This window comes from Dactylosporangium sp. CA-139066 (assembly GCF_050936175.1).
Lineage (GTDB): Bacteria > Actinomycetota > Actinomycetes > Mycobacteriales > Micromonosporaceae > Dactylosporangium.
This window is the reverse complement of sequence record NZ_JBNJNH010000001.1, coordinates 9,373,246-9,392,163: the sequence shown is the minus strand read 5'-3', so window position 1 is coordinate 9,392,163 and position 18,918 is coordinate 9,373,246. Positions and strand designations below refer to the sequence as shown.

14 protein-coding genes are annotated in these 18,918 nt (G+C 72.9%); 11 read left to right on the top strand and 3 right to left on the bottom strand.

The features are described 5' to 3' along the window. Nucleotides 1–47: 47 nt before the first annotated feature. Together ACQEVU_RS42970 and ACQEVU_RS42965 are read right to left on the bottom strand one after the other, a co-directional pair. Nucleotides 48–857, bottom strand: coding sequence for an anti-sigma factor (locus ACQEVU_RS42970; protein ID WP_433334198.1), 810 nt, complete (start codon nucleotides 855–857; stop codon nucleotides 48–50). Continuing rightward, nucleotides 811–1,338, bottom strand: coding sequence for an RNA polymerase sigma factor (locus ACQEVU_RS42965; RefSeq protein ID WP_433335326.1), 528 nt, complete (start codon nucleotides 1,336–1,338; stop codon nucleotides 811–813). The genes ACQEVU_RS42970 and ACQEVU_RS42965 overlap by 47 nt, the downstream gene beginning before the upstream one ends. 520 nt (nucleotides 1,339–1,858) lie before the next feature. Here ACQEVU_RS42965 and ACQEVU_RS42960 point away from each other — a divergent pair. The 10 genes from ACQEVU_RS42960 (at nucleotide 1,859) to gatA (ending at nucleotide 16,978) form a co-directional block, all read left to right on the top strand. Continuing rightward, entirely contained in the window at nucleotides 1,859–3,022 is a 1,164-nt protein-coding gene (locus ACQEVU_RS42960) for a cysteine desulfurase family protein (RefSeq protein WP_433334196.1), read from the top strand. Nucleotides 3,023–3,384: 362 nt separating this feature from the next. Further along, the gene (locus tag ACQEVU_RS42955; RefSeq protein WP_433334194.1) at nucleotides 3,385–4,068 is read left to right on the top strand and encodes a hypothetical protein; all 684 of its coding nucleotides are present in this window, start codon (nucleotides 3,385–3,387) and stop codon (nucleotides 4,066–4,068) included. After that, on the top strand, nucleotides 4,065–6,962 hold the full coding sequence (locus tag ACQEVU_RS42950; protein ID WP_433334192.1) for a glycosyltransferase: 2,898 nt from the start codon (nucleotides 4,065–4,067) through the stop codon (nucleotides 6,960–6,962). The genes ACQEVU_RS42955 and ACQEVU_RS42950 overlap by 4 nt, the downstream gene beginning before the upstream one ends. After that, the gene (locus ACQEVU_RS42945) at nucleotides 6,963–7,907 is read left to right on the top strand and encodes a chitosanase (protein WP_433334190.1); all 945 of its coding nucleotides are present in this window, start codon (nucleotides 6,963–6,965) and stop codon (nucleotides 7,905–7,907) included. A 419-nt stretch (nucleotides 7,908–8,326) separates the two neighbouring features. Further along, entirely contained in the window at nucleotides 8,327–9,400 is a 1,074-nt protein-coding gene (gene mnmA / locus ACQEVU_RS42940; RefSeq protein WP_433334188.1) for a tRNA 2-thiouridine(34) synthase MnmA, read from the top strand. Between the two features lie 75 nt (nucleotides 9,401–9,475). Beyond that, entirely contained in the window at nucleotides 9,476–10,399 is a 924-nt protein-coding gene (locus ACQEVU_RS42935) for a methionine synthase (RefSeq protein WP_433335324.1), read from the top strand. Nucleotides 10,400–10,512: 113 nt separating this feature from the next. Further along, nucleotides 10,513–12,594: an NAD-dependent DNA ligase LigA gene (gene ligA, locus ACQEVU_RS42930; protein ID WP_433334186.1), complete on the top strand. Its 2,082-nt coding sequence runs from the start codon at nucleotides 10,513–10,515 to the stop codon at nucleotides 12,592–12,594. 481 nt (nucleotides 12,595–13,075) lie between these two features. Beyond that, entirely contained in the window at nucleotides 13,076–15,133 is a 2,058-nt protein-coding gene (locus ACQEVU_RS42925; RefSeq protein WP_433334184.1) for a putative bifunctional diguanylate cyclase/phosphodiesterase, read from the top strand. 66 nt (nucleotides 15,134–15,199) lie between these two features. Next, nucleotides 15,200–15,499, top strand: coding sequence for an Asp-tRNA(Asn)/Glu-tRNA(Gln) amidotransferase subunit GatC (gene gatC, locus ACQEVU_RS42920; RefSeq protein ID WP_433334182.1), 300 nt, complete (start codon nucleotides 15,200–15,202; stop codon nucleotides 15,497–15,499). 3 nt (nucleotides 15,500–15,502) lie between these two features. After that, nucleotides 15,503–16,978: an Asp-tRNA(Asn)/Glu-tRNA(Gln) amidotransferase subunit GatA gene (gatA, locus tag ACQEVU_RS42915; protein ID WP_433334180.1), complete on the top strand. Its 1,476-nt coding sequence runs from the start codon at nucleotides 15,503–15,505 to the stop codon at nucleotides 16,976–16,978. Nucleotides 16,979–16,995: 17 nt separating this feature from the next. On the opposite strand, the gene ACQEVU_RS42910 is transcribed toward gatA, so the two are convergent. Beyond that, nucleotides 16,996–17,172, bottom strand: a complete 177-nt coding sequence (locus tag ACQEVU_RS42910; RefSeq protein ID WP_345124978.1) for a DUF4236 domain-containing protein — start codon at nucleotides 17,170–17,172, stop codon at nucleotides 16,996–16,998. Between the two features lie 80 nt (nucleotides 17,173–17,252). Here ACQEVU_RS42910 and gatB point away from each other — a divergent pair, with 80 nt between their 5' ends. Continuing rightward, a complete protein-coding gene (gatB, locus tag ACQEVU_RS42905; protein ID WP_433334177.1) occupies nucleotides 17,253–18,746 on the top strand; it encodes an Asp-tRNA(Asn)/Glu-tRNA(Gln) amidotransferase subunit GatB in 1,494 nt (497 codons plus the stop codon). The last annotated feature ends 172 nt before the right edge of the window (nucleotides 18,747–18,918 follow it).

Genomic DNA, 18,918 nt, shown 5'->3' with positions numbered 1-18,918 from the left:
CCGCCGTGAGGGCGCCCGCCCGGCAGCGTGCTGCGCCGGCGGGCGCCCTATGGCAGCCGCCCCCGCAGCACGCTGCGCCCGGAGTGCCCGGCGTCGCCGTCGTGGGGCTCGACCGAGATGTCGACGATGTGGTACTTCGATAGGTCCACCGTCGCGGGCACCGCCAGCGCCAGGTCCGGCCCCGCGCCCAGCAGCCCGAGCGCCGAGACCCGCCGGGTCGGGTTGCTGTCGTCGATGAGCCACGCCTCGTAGTCCGCGCCGATCTGCACGGGCATCCCCTCCGCGCGCACGACGACGCGCCGCTGCCCGTCGATGACGCGCACGCACGCGTAACCCGACGCCCCGACCGGTGTCCCCGGCAGGGCTTCCAGGGGTACACGCGAATCCTGCGCACGGCAGTCGGACGCCGCGTCGCTCGCGCCACCGCGCCCACCGGCCAGCCGCGCGGCGACCCCGGCCCCGGCCAGGCCGGCCAGGACCGCGGCGGCGGCCGCGACGAGCGCCGTGCGCCCCCATCGGCGCCTCCGCGCGCCGCCCGGCGGCGCGGGCGCCGGCTCCACGGCCTCGAGCAGGCCCGGGCGCGGTGGCGGGGGATCGCTGTGCAGGCTGACCGCGGGCGGCGGCTCGCCCCGCCCGGACGCGGCCAGCTCCGCGCGGACGCGCCGCCACACGTGCTCCGGCGGCGGCGGGAGGTCGCGCAGGCGCTGCGTCTGCCGGCCGAGGCCCGCGACGTGCTGCAGCGAGTCCACGTCCGCGCGGCATTGCTCGCACGCGTCCAGATGGCCGGTCTCGTGCTGGTCGAGGGCGTCCTCACCGAGCGCCAGGAGTACCAGCCGCTCGGGCTCCAGGTGCGGCACCGTCCACCTCCCATCGGCTGCGCAGCCTCGCCATCCCGCGCCGCAGGTGGCTCTTGACCGTGCCCAGGGGCAGCCCGGTGAGCGCGGCGATCTGCGGGTGGGTCAGGTCGTCGTAGAACGCCAACTCCAGCACGCGCCGCTGCTCGGCGGGCAGCCGGGCCATCTCGTCGGCCAGCACGAGGCGGTCGACGATGTGGTCCGGTGGCGCGTCGCCGGCGCCGTGGCGGGCCGGGCCGGCCATCCGGCGTACCGAATCGGCAATCCGGTCGTCCCGCGCGGAAGCGCGGATCTGGTCCACGACCTTGCGCCGGGCGATGCCGAGCAGCCACCCGAGCATGGAGCCGCGGGCCGGGTCGAACCCCTCGCGCCCGAGCCACGCCGCGACGAATGTCGCCTGCGTCACGTCCTCGGCGTCGGCGACGCCCGCGACCCCGCGCAGCGCGAGGTGGAACACCGCCGGGCCGAACCGCTCGTACGCCATGCGCAGGGCGCGCTCGTCCCCGGCCCGGAACAGCTCGATGAAGCCGTCCTCGCCGTCGTCGCCGCGCGGGCGCCCGGTGGTCACCGGCGCCGCCCGCCCGAACGCCGCGATCCCCACCATCGCACGGCCACGTCCTGAAGCTAGTGCAGTCGAATCGAACCCGTCCGACCTAGCATTCGGTGCGCAGGGCCCGCGCGGATGCGCGTCGGGGCGTTCCCATACGACGGATCAACCCGGGGTGGTGCCCCTTACCACCCCGTGGGAGTTTCCGCAGATTGCGAGAATGATCGGGGAAGGCCGCACGCGGTCACCGGCCGTGACGGCGCGCACGCCGGGGCGCTATGGTCATCACGGTCCCGACCTCGATTCTTCCGGATCGATGGCCCGCCCGCGTCCGCGCCGCGTGCGCCCGGGTCGGTCACGCGCGGTGTGCCCGCACCCGGTGCGCGCGGTCGCGCACACCACCCGCCGCCCCACCGGAGGGGAGGTAAGGAGCGCCCGGCCGTTAGGCTTGGCCCCGATGCCGTACCTCGACCACGCCGCCACCACGCCGATGCTCCCGGAGGCGCTCGACGCCTACGTCGCGATCGCGCGCGAAGTCGGCAACGCCTCGTCGCTGCACGCCCCCGGCCGCCTCGCGCGCCGCCACGTGGAGGAGGCCCGCGAACGCGTCGCCGCCGCGCTGGTCGCCCGCCCGTCGGAGGTGATCTTCACCGGCGGCGGCACCGAGAGCGACAACCTGGCCGTCAAGGGCATCTTCTGGTCCCGCCGCGCCGCCGAGCCGGGCCGCAACCGCGTCGTGGCCAGCTCGGTCGAGCACCACGCCGTCCTGGACTCGGTCGCCTGGCTGGAGACCCACGAGCGCGCCGCCGTCACGTGGCTGCCGGTCGACGCCGCCGGCCGCATCCACCCGGAGGCCCTGGCGGAGGCCCTGGCGGCCGACGACGTGGCGGTGGCCACGGTGATGTGGGCCAACAACGAGGTTGGCACCATCCAGCCCGTGGCCGAGCTGGCCGAGCTGGCCGCCGGGTCGCGCGTGCCGTTCCACACCGACGCCGTCCAGGCGATCGGCCAGGTCCCCGTCGACTTCGCCGCCAGCGGCGCCGCCGCCCTCACCGTGAGCGGCCACAAGCTCGGCGGCCCCATCGGCGCGGGCGCGCTGCTGCTGGCCCGCGACGTCGGCTGCACCCCGCTGGCCCACGGCGGCGGCCAGGAGCGCGACGTGCGCTCCGGCACCCTCGACGTCCCCGCCATCGTCGCCTTCGCGGTGGCGCTCGAGCTGTCGGTGAAGACGCAGCGCGAGTCCGCCGAGCGCATCGCCCGTCTCCGCGATGCCCTGGTCACCCGCGTCTGCGCGGCCGTACCGGAGGCCATCCTCAACGGCGACCCCACCGACCGCCTCCCCGGCAACGCCCATTTCTCGTTCCCCGGCTGCGAGGGTGACGCGCTGCTGCTGCTCCTGGACGCCCAGGACATCGCCTGCTCGACGGGTTCGGCCTGCTCGGCGGGCGTGGCCCAGCCCTCCCACGTCCTGCTGGCGATGGGCGCCGACGACGCCCGCGCCCGCTCGTCGCTGCGGTTCACGCTCGGGCACACCTCGGACATGGCGGACGTGGACGCCCTGGTCGCCGCGCTCCCGGGCGCGGTCGAGCGGGCCCGGCGGGCCTCGACGAAGAGTCGCTGACGCGATTTTTCGGCCTTCGGCCGTTGAGATTTGTCCTGGCTCGGGTCCGTGCAACGTACGACCGTTGTTCCCACCAGACACCGGTCGGCGCTGGAGCGCCTCCCTGCGGCGTCCGCGGTGCCAAGACCGCAGCCGCCCCCATTGCGGCGGCCTTCGGAAGGGCTCCGTGGGAGCGCTACCAGGCCGGGTGAGCTGCTGATGAGGCACGCCGAACGTGGTCGGCCGTCGGGGTGAAGCCGTTAGGGTGAATTAGCACCGACCGCGGCCAATATTGCCTGCTAGACGCGCCGACGATTTGGTTACGGCAATTCTTTAGCGGTTTTCGTACCGCTTAACTCGGCCGCTCACCCTATGTTTGCGCCGTGCCAGTCGAAACCCCTTTTGTGGATGAGGCCACCGACGTCATTGCCGTTGTTGACTCTTCGTCGCCGGTGTTCGTCGATGCCTCCGGTCGTCGCGGGCGGCGAATCAGAGTCGTATTCGGCATGCTCGGCGCGGCCACGCTGGTGTACGGGGCGCTGGTTGCCACGAGCCTTGCCGGCGGTCCGCTGAAGCCGCAGCAGCTGCTGCCGTTCCCCGATCTGGCGAACAATTTGCCGGTGCTCGACCCGCAGCCCACGCCCAAGCCGGGGGCGAAGAATACGCCGACGGCGAATCGGCCGGCGGGCTCGGGCGCCAAGAAGATCAACAATGGGGCCACGTCTCCGAGCGCCTCCGCGTCGAGCGTTCCCGTGGCGACCACGACGCCGGCCGCCGAGGCGAGCAGCGCCGCGCCGCATCCGTCGACGTCGGCGTCGAAGCCGCCGGAGACGCCGCAGCCCTCCGCGCAGCCGTCCGGGTCGGCGACGCCGGGGCCCACGAAGTCCCCGGGCAACACCGAGGGCACGACCGGCACGGCCCTGCCGGGTCCGTCGGCGTCCGCCACGCCGTCGCGCCTGGCGGGCACCGTGCCGGTCGGCGACACCTCGGTCACGCGACCGGGCGCGTCACCGATTGGTATCAATCAATCCGCCCCGGGCGAGACCGCGAGCGTGAGCGCGGCGTGACCCGGCGGGAGAAGACCGCGAAGAAACGGTTCTCGTACGCCCGCCTCGTCTTCGGCTCCGTCCTGCTGAGCATGCTCGCGGGCGTGCTGTTCGTCGAGGCGTACGTGAACGCCGAGTTCCACCCCGACCACAGCGACAGCGTCGGCCAGCAGACGCACGTGCCGCAGAACGTCATCGACGGCGGCCCGATCATCGAAACGCGCAACGGGGTGACCCACTCGTACGGCCTGCCCGACAAGACCATCGCGCTCACGTTCGACGACGGGCCAGACCCGCAGTGGACTCCGCGCATCATGGAGGTCCTGCGCCGGCACAACGTCAACGCGACGTTCTTCGTCGTGGGCACCCAGGTGACCCGGCACGCCGACATCGTCGCCGAGCTCGCGCAGGGCGGCGACGAGATCGGCATCCACAGCTTCACGCACCCGCGCCTGGACAACCTGTCGCCGTGGCAGCGCGAGCTCGAGTACTCCCAGACCCAGCTCGCAGTCATCCGCGCCACCGGGCGCAAGTCGGCGCTGCTGCGGCTGCCCTACTCGTCCAGCGCGAACGCCATCGACGACGCGAACTGGCCGCTGATCCAGGAGGCCGGCCGGCTCGGGTACCTGTCGATCATGACCGACACGGACAGCCGCGACTGGAGCAAGCCGGGCGTGGACGCGATCGTGCGCGGCGCGACCCCCGAGGGCACCAGCGGCTCGATCGTGCTCATGCACGACGCCGGCGGCGACCGCTCGGAGACCGTCGCGGCGCTGGACCGCTTCATCCCGATGATGCAGCAGCGCGGGTACACCTTCACCACCGTCTCCGGCGGCCTGGCCAAGGCGCTCGCGGGCCGCGACATCGCCGTGGAGGCGGCGGCCGGCCCGGCCGACCGGCGCCGCGCCATCGCGCTCGTCACCGCCGTGTCGGTCGCCGACTGGATCATGGAACTGCTGCGGATCCTGTTCCTGATCGTTGGGATCCTCACGATCGGGCGCACGGCCGCGCTGTTCCTGCTCGCCGGCCGCCACGCCCGCAAGCGCCGCGCGAAGTCGTGGCAGTGGGGCCCGCCGGTCGAGGAGCCGGTGTCGGTCATCGTGCCCGCCTACAACGAGAAGGAGGGCATCGAGGCGGCCGTGCGCTCCCTCGCGGGCGGCGACCACCCCGGCGGGATCGAGGTCGTGGTCGTCGACGACGGCTCCACCGACGACACCGCCGCGATCGTGGAGGCCATGGGCCTGCCCAACGTGCGCGTCGTGCGCATCCCCAACGGCGGCAAGCCCAACGCCCTCAACGTCGGCGTCGCCCTGGCCAAGCACGACCTCATCGTCATGGTCGACGGCGACACCGTGTTCGAGCCGGACTCGCTGCGCCACCTCGTCCAGCCGTTCGCCGACCCCACCGTCGGCGCGGTCGCCGGCAACGTGAAGGTCGGCAACCGCAAGTCGATCGTCGCGCGGTGGCAGCACATCGAGTACGTCATCGGCTTCAACCTCGACCGCCGCCTCTACGACCTGCTGCAGATCATGCCGACGATCCCCGGCGCCATCGGCGCATTCCGCCGCCAGGCGCTGCGCGACATCGGCGGCATCAGCCACGACACCCTGGCCGAGGACACCGACGCGACGATGGCGCTGTGCCGGACCGGCTGGCGCGTGGTCTACGAGGAGCGCGCCCGCGCGTGGACGGAGGCCCCGAGCACCCTGCGGCAGTTGTGGCTGCAGCGGTACCGCTGGAGCTACGGCACCATGCAGGCGATGTGGAAGCACCGGCGCTCCCTCGTCGACAGCGGCCCGTCCGGGCGCTTCGGCCGGATCGGACTGCCGTTCATCGCCTTCTTCAGCATCGCCCTGCCGCTGCTGGCCCCGCTCATCGACATCCTGTTCGTGTACGGCCTGTTCTTCTCCAGCTGGAAGATCACCACGATCGCGTGGCTGGCGATGTTCGCCATGCAGCTGGTGACCGCGATCGTCGCGTTCCGCCTGGACAAGGAGCGCCTGCGCCCGCTGTGGGTGCTGCCGTTGCAGCAGTTCGTGTACCGGCAGCTGATGTACATCGTGCTGATCCAGTCGATGGGTACCGCGCTGACCGGCGCCCGGCTGCGCTGGCACAAGCTGCACCGCGCCGGCTCCGCGGGCGCGAACGCCCCGATCCCGGCCCAGCCCGTGTCAACGCCCACGCCCGCCCCGCCCACGTCCGCCTCGTCCGCGCTTGCGTCGCCGCCTGCGTCGTCGTCCGCGTCGGCGCCGCTTTCGTCGTCGCCCGGGTCGTCGTCCGCGTCGTCGTCGCTTGCGTCGCCCGGCTCTTCGTCCGCGTCGTCGACGCTCGGGTCGCCGTCCGCGTCCTCGCCGGTCGGGTTTTCGCCCGCGGCCGGGCGCGCGGGCACCGGCACGGCCGCGCATCCGAACGGGACGGACGAGGTCGGCTTCAGCTGGCACGAGGCCGGCGGGGACGAGTTCGACGATGCGCGCGCGGGCGCGCACGCGATCGACGGGCCGCGTGCCGGCAGGCTCAACGGGCCACACGCGATCCGGTTCGACGGGCCACATGCGGGCCGGTTCGACGGGCCGCGCGCGAGCCGGTTCGACGGGTCTCGTGCGGTGAGATACGACGGCGCGGCCGGGCCGGACGGGGCGCGCGGGGGCCGGTTCGACGGCGCGGCCGAGCTTGAGGGGCCGCGGGCGGCCAGGCCCGGCGGTGCGGAAGCGGCCGAGCCTGACGGGGCGCGCGCGGGCGCGTCCGGGCGCGGCGAGGGCCATGCGGCGGGCGGGATGACGCGCGGGGTGGCGCAGGTGCCGCACGCCTCCGCGCCCGAGCATCGGGTCTCCGAGCACACCGCCGTGCTCTACGCCGTCTCGCGCAGCAGGCTGCTGCGCTCCTCCAGCTCCACCGACGACGAGGAGGGTTCCTGAGTGCGCCGTACGTCCCTGCGCCGCCACCTCGGCATCGCGGTCTTCGTGATCGCCTCGCTCGCGCTCGCGTCGCTGACTACGCGCGGGCCCGGCCACGCCGCCGGGGAGACGCCCGCCGAGCAGACGGCGGCGCACGCCTCGCCGGCGACGGGCGTCACTGCCGCGCAGCCGGCCGCGAGCGCCTCGGCGGCGGCCAGCCCCGACGGCCGGCGCGCCGCGCGGGTGGGCCCGAACCACACGGTCCGCGGCGACCTGTCCGACCCGCAGAAGAAGGACATCGCGATGCGCCTCGTGTCCAGCGCGGAGAACTCGACGCTGGACTGGTCGGCGCAGTACGCCTACATCGAGGACATCCACGACGGCCGCGGGTACACGGGCGGCATCGTCGGCTTCTGCAGCGGTACCGGGGACATGCGCGCCGTCGTGGACCGGTACACGGCGGCGGTGCCTCGTAACCGCCTCGCCGCGTACCTGCCGGCGCTCAAGCGGGTCAACGGCAGCGCCTCGCACGCCGGCCTGGACCCGAACTTCACCACGGACTGGCGCGCGGCCGCGGCCGACCCGGCGTTCCGCGCGGCCCAGGACACCGAGCGCGACCGCATGTACTTCAACCCGGCCCTGAGCCAGGCCAAGCAGGACGGCCTGCGCATCCTGGGCCAGTTCATCTACTACGACGCGATCGTCATGCACGGCGCCAACGGCCTGGCCAAGCTGCGGCGCACCGCGGCCGCGCAGTCCCCGCCCCCGTCCCGCGGCGGCGACGAGGCCGCGTACCTCGAGGCCTTCCTGAACGCCCGCGTGGACCTGATGGCGTCCGAGCGCGGCCACAGCGACGGGAGCCGCATCAACGACGAGCAGCGCGTCTTCCTGGCCGCGCGCAACTTCGACCTCGACCCGCCGCTGCGCTGGAAGGTCTACGGCGACTCGTACGAGATTGCAGCCTGATCCGCAGCCGCCGCGCCCGCGCGCCTGGACGACGTTCGCCGTTCAGGCACCGCGCGTGCGCTGCTGCCACGGCGCGGCGCGGCGCGGCCGCGCGTCCGAGCAGGCGTTCTCGCTTGCGGTGCGTCCGGGCCGCGCTGAGGCCATGAAGCGAGCGCGGAGCCGAGGGAGCCCGTGCGATCGCGGGTGGGTGGCGCGGCCGCAGGCCGCGCGGGCTTGGCACCGCGGACCTGGCAGGGAGGCGCCCCGGCGCCGACCGGTGTCTGGTGGGAACAACGGTCGTAACTTGCACGGACCCGAGCCAGGGAAGATCTCCGGCGAAACCCGGGAGGTACGCGCGGAGGCCGGCCCGGACGCGCGCCCGGACGCGCGCCCGAACGCGCGCCCGGGGGCGCGGCGCGGCGCGCCGGTAGGCTGGTGGGGTGAGAGTGCTGGCGGCGATGTCCGGTGGGGTCGACTCGGCGGTTGCGGCCGCGCGGGCGGTGGCGGCCGGGCATGACGTGACCGGGGTGCACCTCGCGCTCGCGCGGAACCCGCAGACGTACCGCACGGGCGCGCGCGGGTGCTGCACGCTCGAGGACGCGCGCGATGCGCGGCGGGCGGCGGACGTGATCGGGATCCCGTTCTACGTGTGGGACATGGCCGAGCAGTTCCATGAGGACGTGGTGGATGACTTCGTCGCGGAGTACGCGGCGGGGCGGACGCCGAATCCGTGCCTGCGGTGCAACGAGAAGATCAAGTTCGCGGCCGTGCTGGATCGGGCGGTGGCGCTCGGGTTCGATGCGGTGGTCACCGGCCATCATGCGCGCCTCGGCGGGGACGGGCTGTTGCGGCGCAGCGTCGACCTGGGCAAGGACCAGTCGTACGTGCTCGCGGTGCTGACGCGCGAGCAGCTGGACCGGGCGATGTTTCCGCTCGGCGACTCGACCAAGGCCGAGGTGCGCGCGGAGGCGGCGGGGCGCGGGCTGGCCGTCGCCGACAAGCCCGACAGCCACGACATCTGCTTCATCGCCGACGGCGACACCAAGCGCTTCCTCGCGGAGCGGCTCGGGCGCGCGCCGGGCGACATCGTCGACGCGACGACGGGGGCGGTGATCGGGCGGCACGAGGGGGCGTATGCGTACACCGTCGGGCAGCGCCGCGGGCTCGACCTGCGGGTGTCGGCGCCCGACCGCAGCCCGCGCTACGTGCTGTCGATCACGCCGGTGACCAATACCGTGACCGTGGGGCCCGCGGCCGCGCTGGACGTGACGACGGTGGTCGCGGAGCGGCCGGTGTGGACGGTGCCGGTGGACGGTGACGTCGCGTGCCAGGTGCAGATGCGCGCGCACGGCGAGACGCTGCCCGCGACCGTGCGCCAGCAGGACGGGCGCCTCGTGGCGTCGCTCGGGCGGCCCGCGCGCGGGATCGCGACCGGGCAGGCGATCGTGTGCTACGAGCCCTCGCCGGACGGCGACATCGTGCTCGGCTCGGCCACGATCGCGCAGACCTCCTAGACACCGTGACCACGTAACGGAGCGGACGTGACTGCATTTCCCTGGCCGGTCGGGGCGGCGACCGGCATCGGCTCCATGCCCGGCACCGACGTCGCCGAGGCGCAGCGCATCGTGCTCGGCGAGCTTCCGGACCTGCCGCACCTGCCGGAGCTGCCGGCGCGCGGACCCGGGGCGGACATGATCGGGCGCGGGGGCGCGTTCCTGGTCGAGCTGCCGATCGAGCTGTACGCCGCGCGGTGGCGCGTCGCGTCGCGGCCCGGGCACGACCTGCGCGTCACGCGCGACCTGCTCGAACGCGACCTGGACACGATGACGGAGCAGGCGGGGGAGTACGCCGGGCTGTTCAAGGTCCAGGTGCCGGGGCCGTGGACGCTCGCCGCCTCGCTCGGGCTGCCGATCGGCGGGCAGGTGCTGCGGGACCCGGGCGCCTGCCGCGACCTGGCGGAGTCGCTGGCCGACGGCGTGCGCGCGCACGTCGCCGAGGTGCGGGCGCGGCTGCCGCACGCCACCGTGCTGCTGCAGCTCGACGAGCCGTCGCTGCCGGCGGTGCTGGCGGGGCGGGTGCCGACCGAGAGCGGGTTCGGGACGCTGCGGGCCGTGGACCCGGCCGTCGCGCGGACGGCGCTGTCGGGGGTCATCGCCGCGGCCGGCGTCGAGGTGGTCGTGCATTGTTGTGCCGCTTCGGTACCGCTGCAGCTTCTGCGGGAGGCCGGCGCCCGCGCGGTCGCCCTGGACCTGGCGCTGGTGCGCGACCTGGACGCGCTCGGGGAGCAGCTCGACGACGGGCTGGGGTTGTTCGCGGGGGTGTCCGGGCGTACGGCGGCGGACCTGGCCGGGCAGGTCCGGGACCTGTGGCGCAAGCTGGGTTTTCCGCTCAAGTCGATGGCCGAGCAGGTGGTGGTGACGCCGCCGTGCGGGCTGCCGGAGACGGCGAACGTGCGGGCGGCGCTGACCGCGGTGCGGGAGGCGGGGCGGCGGCTGACGGACGACGCCGAGTAGCCGGCCGGGCCGTCCGTGGGGCCGCCGGACGCCACGGGACGTCGTCCGCACGGCTGAGCGGCGAAGGTCAAGTAGCCCGTTTTTTGTCGTACCCCCGCGGTAAGTTCACAGCCATGACCGACGCAGAGACCGAGCCGACGATCGAGGCGCGTGAGCGGCACGCCGAGCTTTCCCGAGAGCTCGACGAGCACCAGTATCGCTACTACGTGCTGCAGTCGCCGGCGGTGGACGACTCGGTCTACGACCGGCTCATGCGGGAGCTCGAGGCGATCGAGGCCCAGTTCCCGGCGCTGGTCACGCCCGACTCGCCGAGCCAGCGGGTCGGCGGCTCGTTCTCGACCGACTTCGCCTCGGTCACGCACCGGGAGCGGATGCTCAGCCTGGACAACGCCCTCGACGAGGCCGAGCTGGACGCCTGGGCCGAGCGGGTGACGCGCGACGCCGGGAGCCCGCCGAAGTTCCTGTGCGAGCTGAAGATCGACGGGCTGGCGCTCAACCTGACGTACGAGAAGGGGCGGCTCACCCGGGCGGCGACCCGCGGCGACGGGCGCACCGGCGAGGACATCACGCTCAACGCCCGCACGATCCGCGAGATCCCCGAGCACCTGGCCGGCGACCACGTGCCCGACCTGCTCGAGGTGCGCGGCGAGGTGTTCTTCACGCTGGAGGGGTTCCAGGAGGTCAACGCGGCGCAGGTGGAGGCGGGGGAGCGGCCGTTCGCCAACCCGCGCAACGCGGCCAGCGGGAGCCTGCGCCAGAAGGACCCGCACATCACCGCGGGGCGGCCGATGCGGATGCTGGTGCACGGGTTCGGGGCCCGGCAGGGGTTCAACCCGGCGAGCCAGTCCGAGGCGTATGAGCTGATGCACAGCTGGGGGCTGCCGACCTCCCTGCGGTATCGCGTGTGTGACGACCTGGCGGGCGTGAAGGCCTACATCGAGGAGTACGGGGAGAAGCGCCACAAGCTCGAGCACGAGATCGACGGCGTGGTCGTGAAGATCGACCAGATGTCGATCCAGCGGCGGCTCGGCTCGACGAGCAAGGCGCCGCGGTGGGCGATCGCGTTCAAGTACCCGCCCGAGGAGGCGATGACCAAGCTCATTGACGTGCAGGTCAACGTGGGGCGCACCGGGCGGGTCACGCCGTTCGCGGTGATGGAGCCGGTGTTCGTCGGCGGCGTGACGGTGCGGCAGGCGACCCTGCACAACGCCCAGGAGGTCGTGCGCAAGGGCGTGCTCATCGGCGACACGGTCGTCATCCGGCGGGCCGGCGAGGTGATCCCCGAGGTACTCGGGCCGGTCGCCGACCGCCGCGACGGCACCGAGCGGGAGTTCGTGATGCCGACGCACTGCCCGTCCTGTGGCACGGAGCTCGCCCCGGAGAAGCAGAGCGACGTCGACATCCGCTGCCCCAATGCCCGGTTCTGCCCGTCGCAGCTGCGCGAGCGGCTCACCGCCCTCGCCGCGCGCGGCGGCCTGGACATCGAGGCGCTCGGGCAGGAGTCGGCCAATGCGCTGCTCGAGTCGGTCATCCCCAACGAGAGCGAGCTGTTCGACATCGACGCCGAGCGCCTGGCGCGGTCGCCGTTCTTCGTCAACCAGAACGGGTCGCTGACCGCCAACGCGCTGAGCCTGCTGGCCAACCTGGAGGAGGCCAAGCAGCGGCCGCTGTGGCGGGTCCTGGTCGCCCTGTCCATCCGGCACGTCGGGCCGACGGCCGCGCAGGCGCTGGCCATCTCGCTGCTGTCGATGGACGCGATCGCCAACGCCACGACCGAGGAGCTCGTCGCCGTCGAAGGGGTCGGGCCGACGATCGCGCGGGCGGTGCACGACTGGTTCGCCGTCGACTGGCACCGGGAGTGGGTCGAGCGGTGGGCCCGGGCCGGGGTCCGGATGGAGGAGGAGCGGGTCGACACCGGGCCGCGGCCGCTTGAGGGCGTGACGGTGGTGGTGACGGGGTCGCTGGAGCGGTACTCGCGGGATGAGGCGACCGAGGCGGTGACGTCGCGCGGGGGCAAGGTCAGCGGGTCGGTGTCGAAGAAGACGAGCTTCGTGGTGGTGGGGGAGTCGCCGGGGTCGAAGGCTGAGAAGGCGGCGGCGTTGAAGGTGCCGGTGCTTGATGAGGCGGGGTTTGAGGTGTTGCTCAGTTCGGGGGTTGAGGCGGCTCGTGAGGCGGCGCAGGTCGTCGAGGAGTAGGCCGTCGCTGGGGTTAAGAGCTGGGGGGCCGGGGGGCAGGGGTGCGCCTCTTTGCGCCTTGTGGGGGCAGGGGTTGAGGTCTCGTGGTCAGGTGCGGGCCGTCGTTGGTTTGTCGAGCGCTGTGGGGGGAGGGGTTGAGGTCTTGTGGTTGGCTGCGGGGCCGTCGTTGGTTTTGTCGAGCGGCGGCTAGCTCTGCAGACGTCGGAGAGTAACCGAGTAAGTTTGCTCGCGTAGTTGTTACTGTGGTCAATGTCTGGGCGCTACGTACGGTTCGCCATCGGTTACGCGGCAAGGATATTCAAGCTGATCTGTCCACTGTGGCATCGCCCGGTCGGTTGATTAGCGTGGCGTTTCTGCATCGATTCGGCATCCTTTCCTGACTTCTCCCGTGGTGAGGGGCAGGCTCGCTATGCGTCCGAAACGATGTCGTGCGGCCCGCCTGCGGGGGGAGGCCCGCGCCGATCATGGGAAGCGGGTCCGGATGGAGCAGAGCGCGCTGCGCAACACCGCGCCGCCTCGGCATCGTCATCGGTTCTTCGCGTACGTCGCGGTCGTCATCGCGCTCGCCGTGGTCATGCTCGTCATGAGCGTGCTGCACGAAGGGGTGCCGGGGCGCACGGACGCGGTGTTCTGGGTGTTCGCCGCGCTCGCCGTCGTCGCCGACACGCCGCCGTTCGTGCAGGGCGGGCGCGACGAGTCGATGCCCACGTTTCCGTCGGTGTGCTTCACGTTCGCGATCCTGATCGCGTTCGGGTGCGCGTCCGCGGTGCTGGTGCAGGTCGTGGCCGTGGTCGTGGCCGCCGTGTGGTTCAAGCATGCGCTGTGGCGGGCGGCGTTCAACGGGGCGCAGTACATGCTGTCGTTCCTCGCCGCGGGGTCGCTGCTGGCGCCGGAGAAGCCGGCGCCGCTGGAGGGGGCCGGCGCGCTGCTGGTGCTCGCCGCGATCGCCGTGTGGTTCGTGGTCAACAACCTGCTCGTGTCGACCGCCGTGTGGCTGCGGTTCGGGGGCGGCTGGCGCGACGGGCTCTGGCGGGCCCTGGTCGCCGACGCGCTGCCGACCGGGGCGCTGCTGCTGGCCGCGCCGGGGCTGGTCGCGACCGCGCGGGTCAACGTGTGGCTGGCGCCGCTGGCGCTGGTGACGCTGTTCGCGGTACGCCGGATGACCAAGCTCTCCGGGCAGCGCGCCCGGTCGGGCCGGCTCGACCCGCTCACGGGGCTGGCGAACCGCAAGGGGCTGGAGCGCGAGGTCGCGCAGACGCTGCACGAGCACGCCGAGCGGGCGGAGGGCGGGGTGGCCGAGCGGCGCCTCGCCCTGCTGCTGCTGGACCTGGACGGCTTCAAGCAGGTCAACGACGCGCTCGGACACCGGGTCGGGGACCGGCTGCTGATCGAGGTGGGACGGCGGCTGACGGCGGCCGCGGGCGCCTCCGGGGCCGACAACCTCGTCGGGCGGCTGGGCGGAGACGAGTTCGCGGTGGTGGTACCGCATCTTCGTGACACCGCCGACGCGCGGCGCTGCGCGGCCGAGATCATGTCGGCGCTGAGCGAGCCGGTCCTGCTGGACGAGCTGCCGATCGACGTCGGGGCGTCGGTCGGGGTGGCCGTGTACCCGGAGCACGGCACCGACTTCGCCGAGCTGATGCAGCATGCGGACGTCGCGATGTACGACGCGAAAGGCCGCGGCGACAACCTCGCCGTCTATGCGCCCGAGTCCGACCACAACACCCCCGAGCGGCTCAGCCTGCTCGCGGATCTGCGCCGGGCGCTGGAGTCGGGGACGGCCGGCGGCATCGAGCTGTACTACCAGCCGCAGGTCGAGCTGGCCACGGGCACCATGGTGGGCGTGGAGGCGCTGCTGCGCTGGCGGCACCCGCAGCGCGGGCCGATCGACCCCGAGGAGCTCATCCGCGTCGCCGAGCACAGCCCGGTGATGCGCCTGCTGACCCTGCGCATCGTCGACGAGGCCATCGGGCAGCTCGCGGCCTGGCGCAGCACGACGCCGGCGGCCGAGGGCGTGCGCGTCGCCGTGAATGTGAGCGTGCGCGACCTGCACACCGGCGAGATCGCCGAGCGCATCGCGGCGCGGCTCAACCAGACCGGCGTCGACCCGTCGCGGCTCGAGCTGGAGATCACCGAGAGCGCGCTCATGGCCGACCCGCGCCGCGTCCTCGCGACGCTGGCCAAGCTCGAGAAGCTCGGCGTCGCGATCGCGCTGGACGACTTCGGCACCGGGTACTCCTCGATGCTGCACCTGCGCCGCCTGCCGCTGGCCGAGGTGAAGATCGACCGCTCGTTCGTCCTCGGCGTGGCCACCGACCCCGACGACGCCGCGATCGTGCGCTCCATGATCGATCTCGCGCGGGCGCTCGGGCTGCGCGTCGTCGCGGAAGGCGTCGAGGACGAGCGGACCTGGCGGATGCTCGTCGAGGCCGGTTGCGACGTGGCCCAGGGCTGGTACTTCGCCCGCCCCATGCCCCCGGATCGCCTGCTCGACTGGCTGTCGAAGACTGCCGCACGGCCCGTCATCAGCACGAAATAGACTCGTCGGGTCGACGCCGGCATGTCACGCTGCGTCGAAGCCGACGACCTGAAGGAGCAGCGCCGAATGGCCACGATTTCCCGCGAGGAGGTGGCGCATCTCGCCCGCCTCGCGCGGCTCGCCGTCACCGATGAAGAACTCGACACCTTCGCCGGGCAGCTCGACGTGATCCTGCAGGCCGTCGCCCAGGTGGGCGAGGTCGCCGCCGCCGACGTGCCGCCGACCTCGCACTCCGTGCCGCTCACCAACGTGTACCGCGACGACGTCGTCGTGCCCGGCCTGGAGCGCGCGGACGCGCTCGCCGGCGCGCCCGACGCCGAGGAGAACCGCTTCCGCGTCCCGCGGATCCTGGACGAGGAGGCCTGAGCCATGACCGACCTGACGAAGCTCTCCGCGGCCGAGCTCGGCCGCCGCCTGGCCGCCAAGGACGTCTCCGCCGTCGAGGTCGCCACCGCGCACCTGGACCGCATCGAGGCCGTCGAAGGCAAGGTCCACGCGTTCCTCTACGTCGACCGCGACGGGGCCCTGGAGGCCGCCCGCGCCGCCGACGCGCGCATCGCCAAGGGCGAGGCCGCGGGCCCGCTCGACGGCGTGCCGATCGGCGTCAAGGACGTCATCACCACCCGCGGCGTGCCGACGACCGCCGGCTCGAAGATCCTCGAGGGCTGGCGCCCGCCGTACGACGCGACGATCACGACCCGCCTGCGCGAGGCCGGCCTGGTCATGGTCGGCAAGACCAACATGGACGAGTTCGCGATGGGCTCCTCCACGGAGTACTCGGCCTACGGCCCGACGTACAACCCCTGGGACACCACGCGCATCCCCGGCGGCTCCGGCGGCGGCTCGGCGGCCGCGGTCGCCGCCTACGAGGCCCCGCTGGCGATCGGCACGGACACCGGCGGGTCGATCCGCCAGCCGGCCGCCGTCACCGGCACCGTGGGCGCCAAGCCGACCTACGGCGGCACGTCGCGGTACGGCCTCATCGCCTTCTCCTCGTCCCTGGACACGCCCGGCCCCTGCGCGCGGACCGTCGAGGACGCGGCGCTGCTGCACGCGGTCATCGGCGGGCACGACCCGCGCGACTCGACCTCGATCCCGCAGCCGGTGCCCGACGTGGTCGGCGCGGCCCGCCTGGGCGCGAGCGGCGACCTGAGCGGCGTGCGCCTCGGCCTGGTGAAGGAGTTCGCGGGCGAGGGCGCGGAGCCCGGCGTCGCCGCGGCGTACCGCGAGTCGATCGACGCCCTCGTCAAACTCGGCGCCGACGTCGTCGAGGTGTCCTGCCCGAGCTTCAAGTTCGCGCTGCCGGCGTACTACCTCATCGCCCCCAGCGAGTGCTCGTCCAACCTCGCCCGCTTCGACGGCGTGCGCTACGGCCTGCGCACCGGCGACGACGGCAAGCACTCCCTGGAAGAGGTCATGTCGCTGACCCGGGACGCGGGCTTCGGCCCGGAGGTCAAGCGGCGCATCATCCTCGGCACGTACGCGCTCTCGGCCGGGTACTACGACGCGTACTACGGCCAGGCACAGAAGGTGCGCACGCTCATCACGCAGGACTTCACCAAGGCGTTCGAGGCCGCCGACGTGCTCGTCGCGCCGACCACGCCGTTCGTGGCGTTCCCGCTCGGCTCCCGCACGTCGGACCCGTACCAGATGTACCTCGCGGACCTGTACACGATCCCGTCGAACCTCTACGGCGGCCCCGCGATCTCGGTCCCGGCCGGCCTGTCCGAGGGGCTGCCGGTGGGCCTGCAGATCATGGCGCCGACGATGGCCGACGACCGGATGTACAGGGTGGCGGCCGCGCTGGAGTCAGCGCTGCCGCCACTCACCCCGCCGGCGCTGTGAGGACGCCGGGGCTGGGCTCAGCCCCGGCTGCCCTGCCGCCACGAGAACGGGCCGGGCAGGTCCACGCGGTTCTTGCGGCTGCGGGAGTTCCACGACCACGGGCCCAGCTTGAAGCTCCACGAGGAAAAGCCTTCCTGCGTGAAGTGGAAAATGAACGGGCCGAACTTCTTGCTCTTCCGGAACTGCACGGGCATGGTGTCGCTCCTCTCCAGGTGAGCGATGAATACCCAATGTCGTGCGTTGATACACCAAGGCTGAAAGCAGGCAGAAGACAATGAGCACCGTGACTTACCTGTCGTACGAGGAGGCGGTGGCCCGGTTCGAGCCGGTCATCGGCCTGGAGACGCACGTCGAGCTCGGCACCAACACGAAGATGTTCTGCGGCTGCCCGACCACCTTCGGCGCCGAGCCCAACACCCAGGTCTGCCCGGTGTGCCTGGGCCTGCCCGGCGCGCTGCCGGTGGCCAACCGCGCCGCGATCGAGGCGACGATCCGCATCGGCCTCGCGCTGAACTGCTCGATCGCGCCGTGGGGCCGCTTCGCGCGCAAGAACTACTTCTACCCCGACATGCCGAAGAACTTCCAGATCAGCCAGTACGACGAGCCGCTGTGCGTTGACGGGTACCTCGACGTCGAGCTCGACGGCGAGCTCGTGCGCATCGGCATCGAGCGGGTGCACCTGGAGGAGGACACCGGCAAGACGCTGCACGTCGGCGGCGCGACCGGGCGCATCCACGGCGCGACCGAGTCCCTTGTGGACTACAACCGGGCCGGCATCCCGCTCGTCGAGATCGTCACCAAGCCGGTGCCGGGCACGGGCGCCCGCGCGCCCGAGGTCGCCCGCGCGTACGTCACCGAACTGCGCGACGTCATCCGCACCCTCGACGTCTCCGACGTGCGCATGGAGCAGGGCTCGATGCGCTGCGACGTCAACACTTCGCTCAACCGGCCGGGCGCGGAATGGGGCACCCGCACCGAGACGAAGAACGTCAACTCGCTGCGCTCCGTCGAGCGCGCCGTGCGCTCCGAGATCATCCGCCAGGCCGGCGTGCTCGAGGCCGGCGGCACGATCATCCAGGAGACCCGGCACTTCCACGAGGACACCGGCGAGACCACGTCCGGGCGCAGCAAGGAGACCGCGACCGACTACCGGTACTTCCCCGAGCCCGACCTCGTGCCCCTCGCCCCGTCCGCGGAGTGGATCGCCGAGCTCAAGGCCGCGCTGCCCGAGCTGCCGCGGGTGCGCCGCGCCCGGCTGCAGTCCGAGTGGGGCTTCTCCGACCTCGACATGCAGTCGGTCGTCAACGCCGGCGCCGTCGAGCTGATCTCGGCCACCGTCGAGGCCGGCGCGAGCGCCGCGACCGCGCGCAAGTGGTGGCTCGGCGAGCTCGCCCGCCGCGCCAACGAGACCGAGACCGAGCTCGATGCCCTGGGCGTGACCCCGGGCGCGGTCGCGGAGCTGCAGGGCCTCGTCGACGCGGGCAAGATCAACGACAAGCTCGCGCGCGTCGTGCTCGAGGGCGTCATCGCCGGCGAGGGCTCGCCGAGCGAGGTCGTGGCCGCGCGCGGCCTGGAGGTCGTCTCGGACGAGGGCGCGCTGACCGCCGCCGTCGACGACGCGATCGCCGCCAACCCGGACATCGCGGCCAAGATCCGTGACGGCAAGGTCGCGGCCGCGGGGGCGCTGGTCGGCGCGGTGATGAAGGCCACCGGAGGCAAGGCCGACGCGAAGACGGTCCGCGAACTGATCATTGCGCGGCTTTCATAAGAGCCATTCCATGGCTCGGGTCCGTGCAACTTGCGGAACGTTCCTCCCGCGAGGAATCCCGACGTCCGTGGTGGCAAGAGCACGTCGGGGTTTGATGTGAGCGAAGCGAGCATGGGGGGTCCGGGGTGGGAACCCTCCGGCGCGCCCGAGCGAAGCGAGCGCCAGTTGCGTT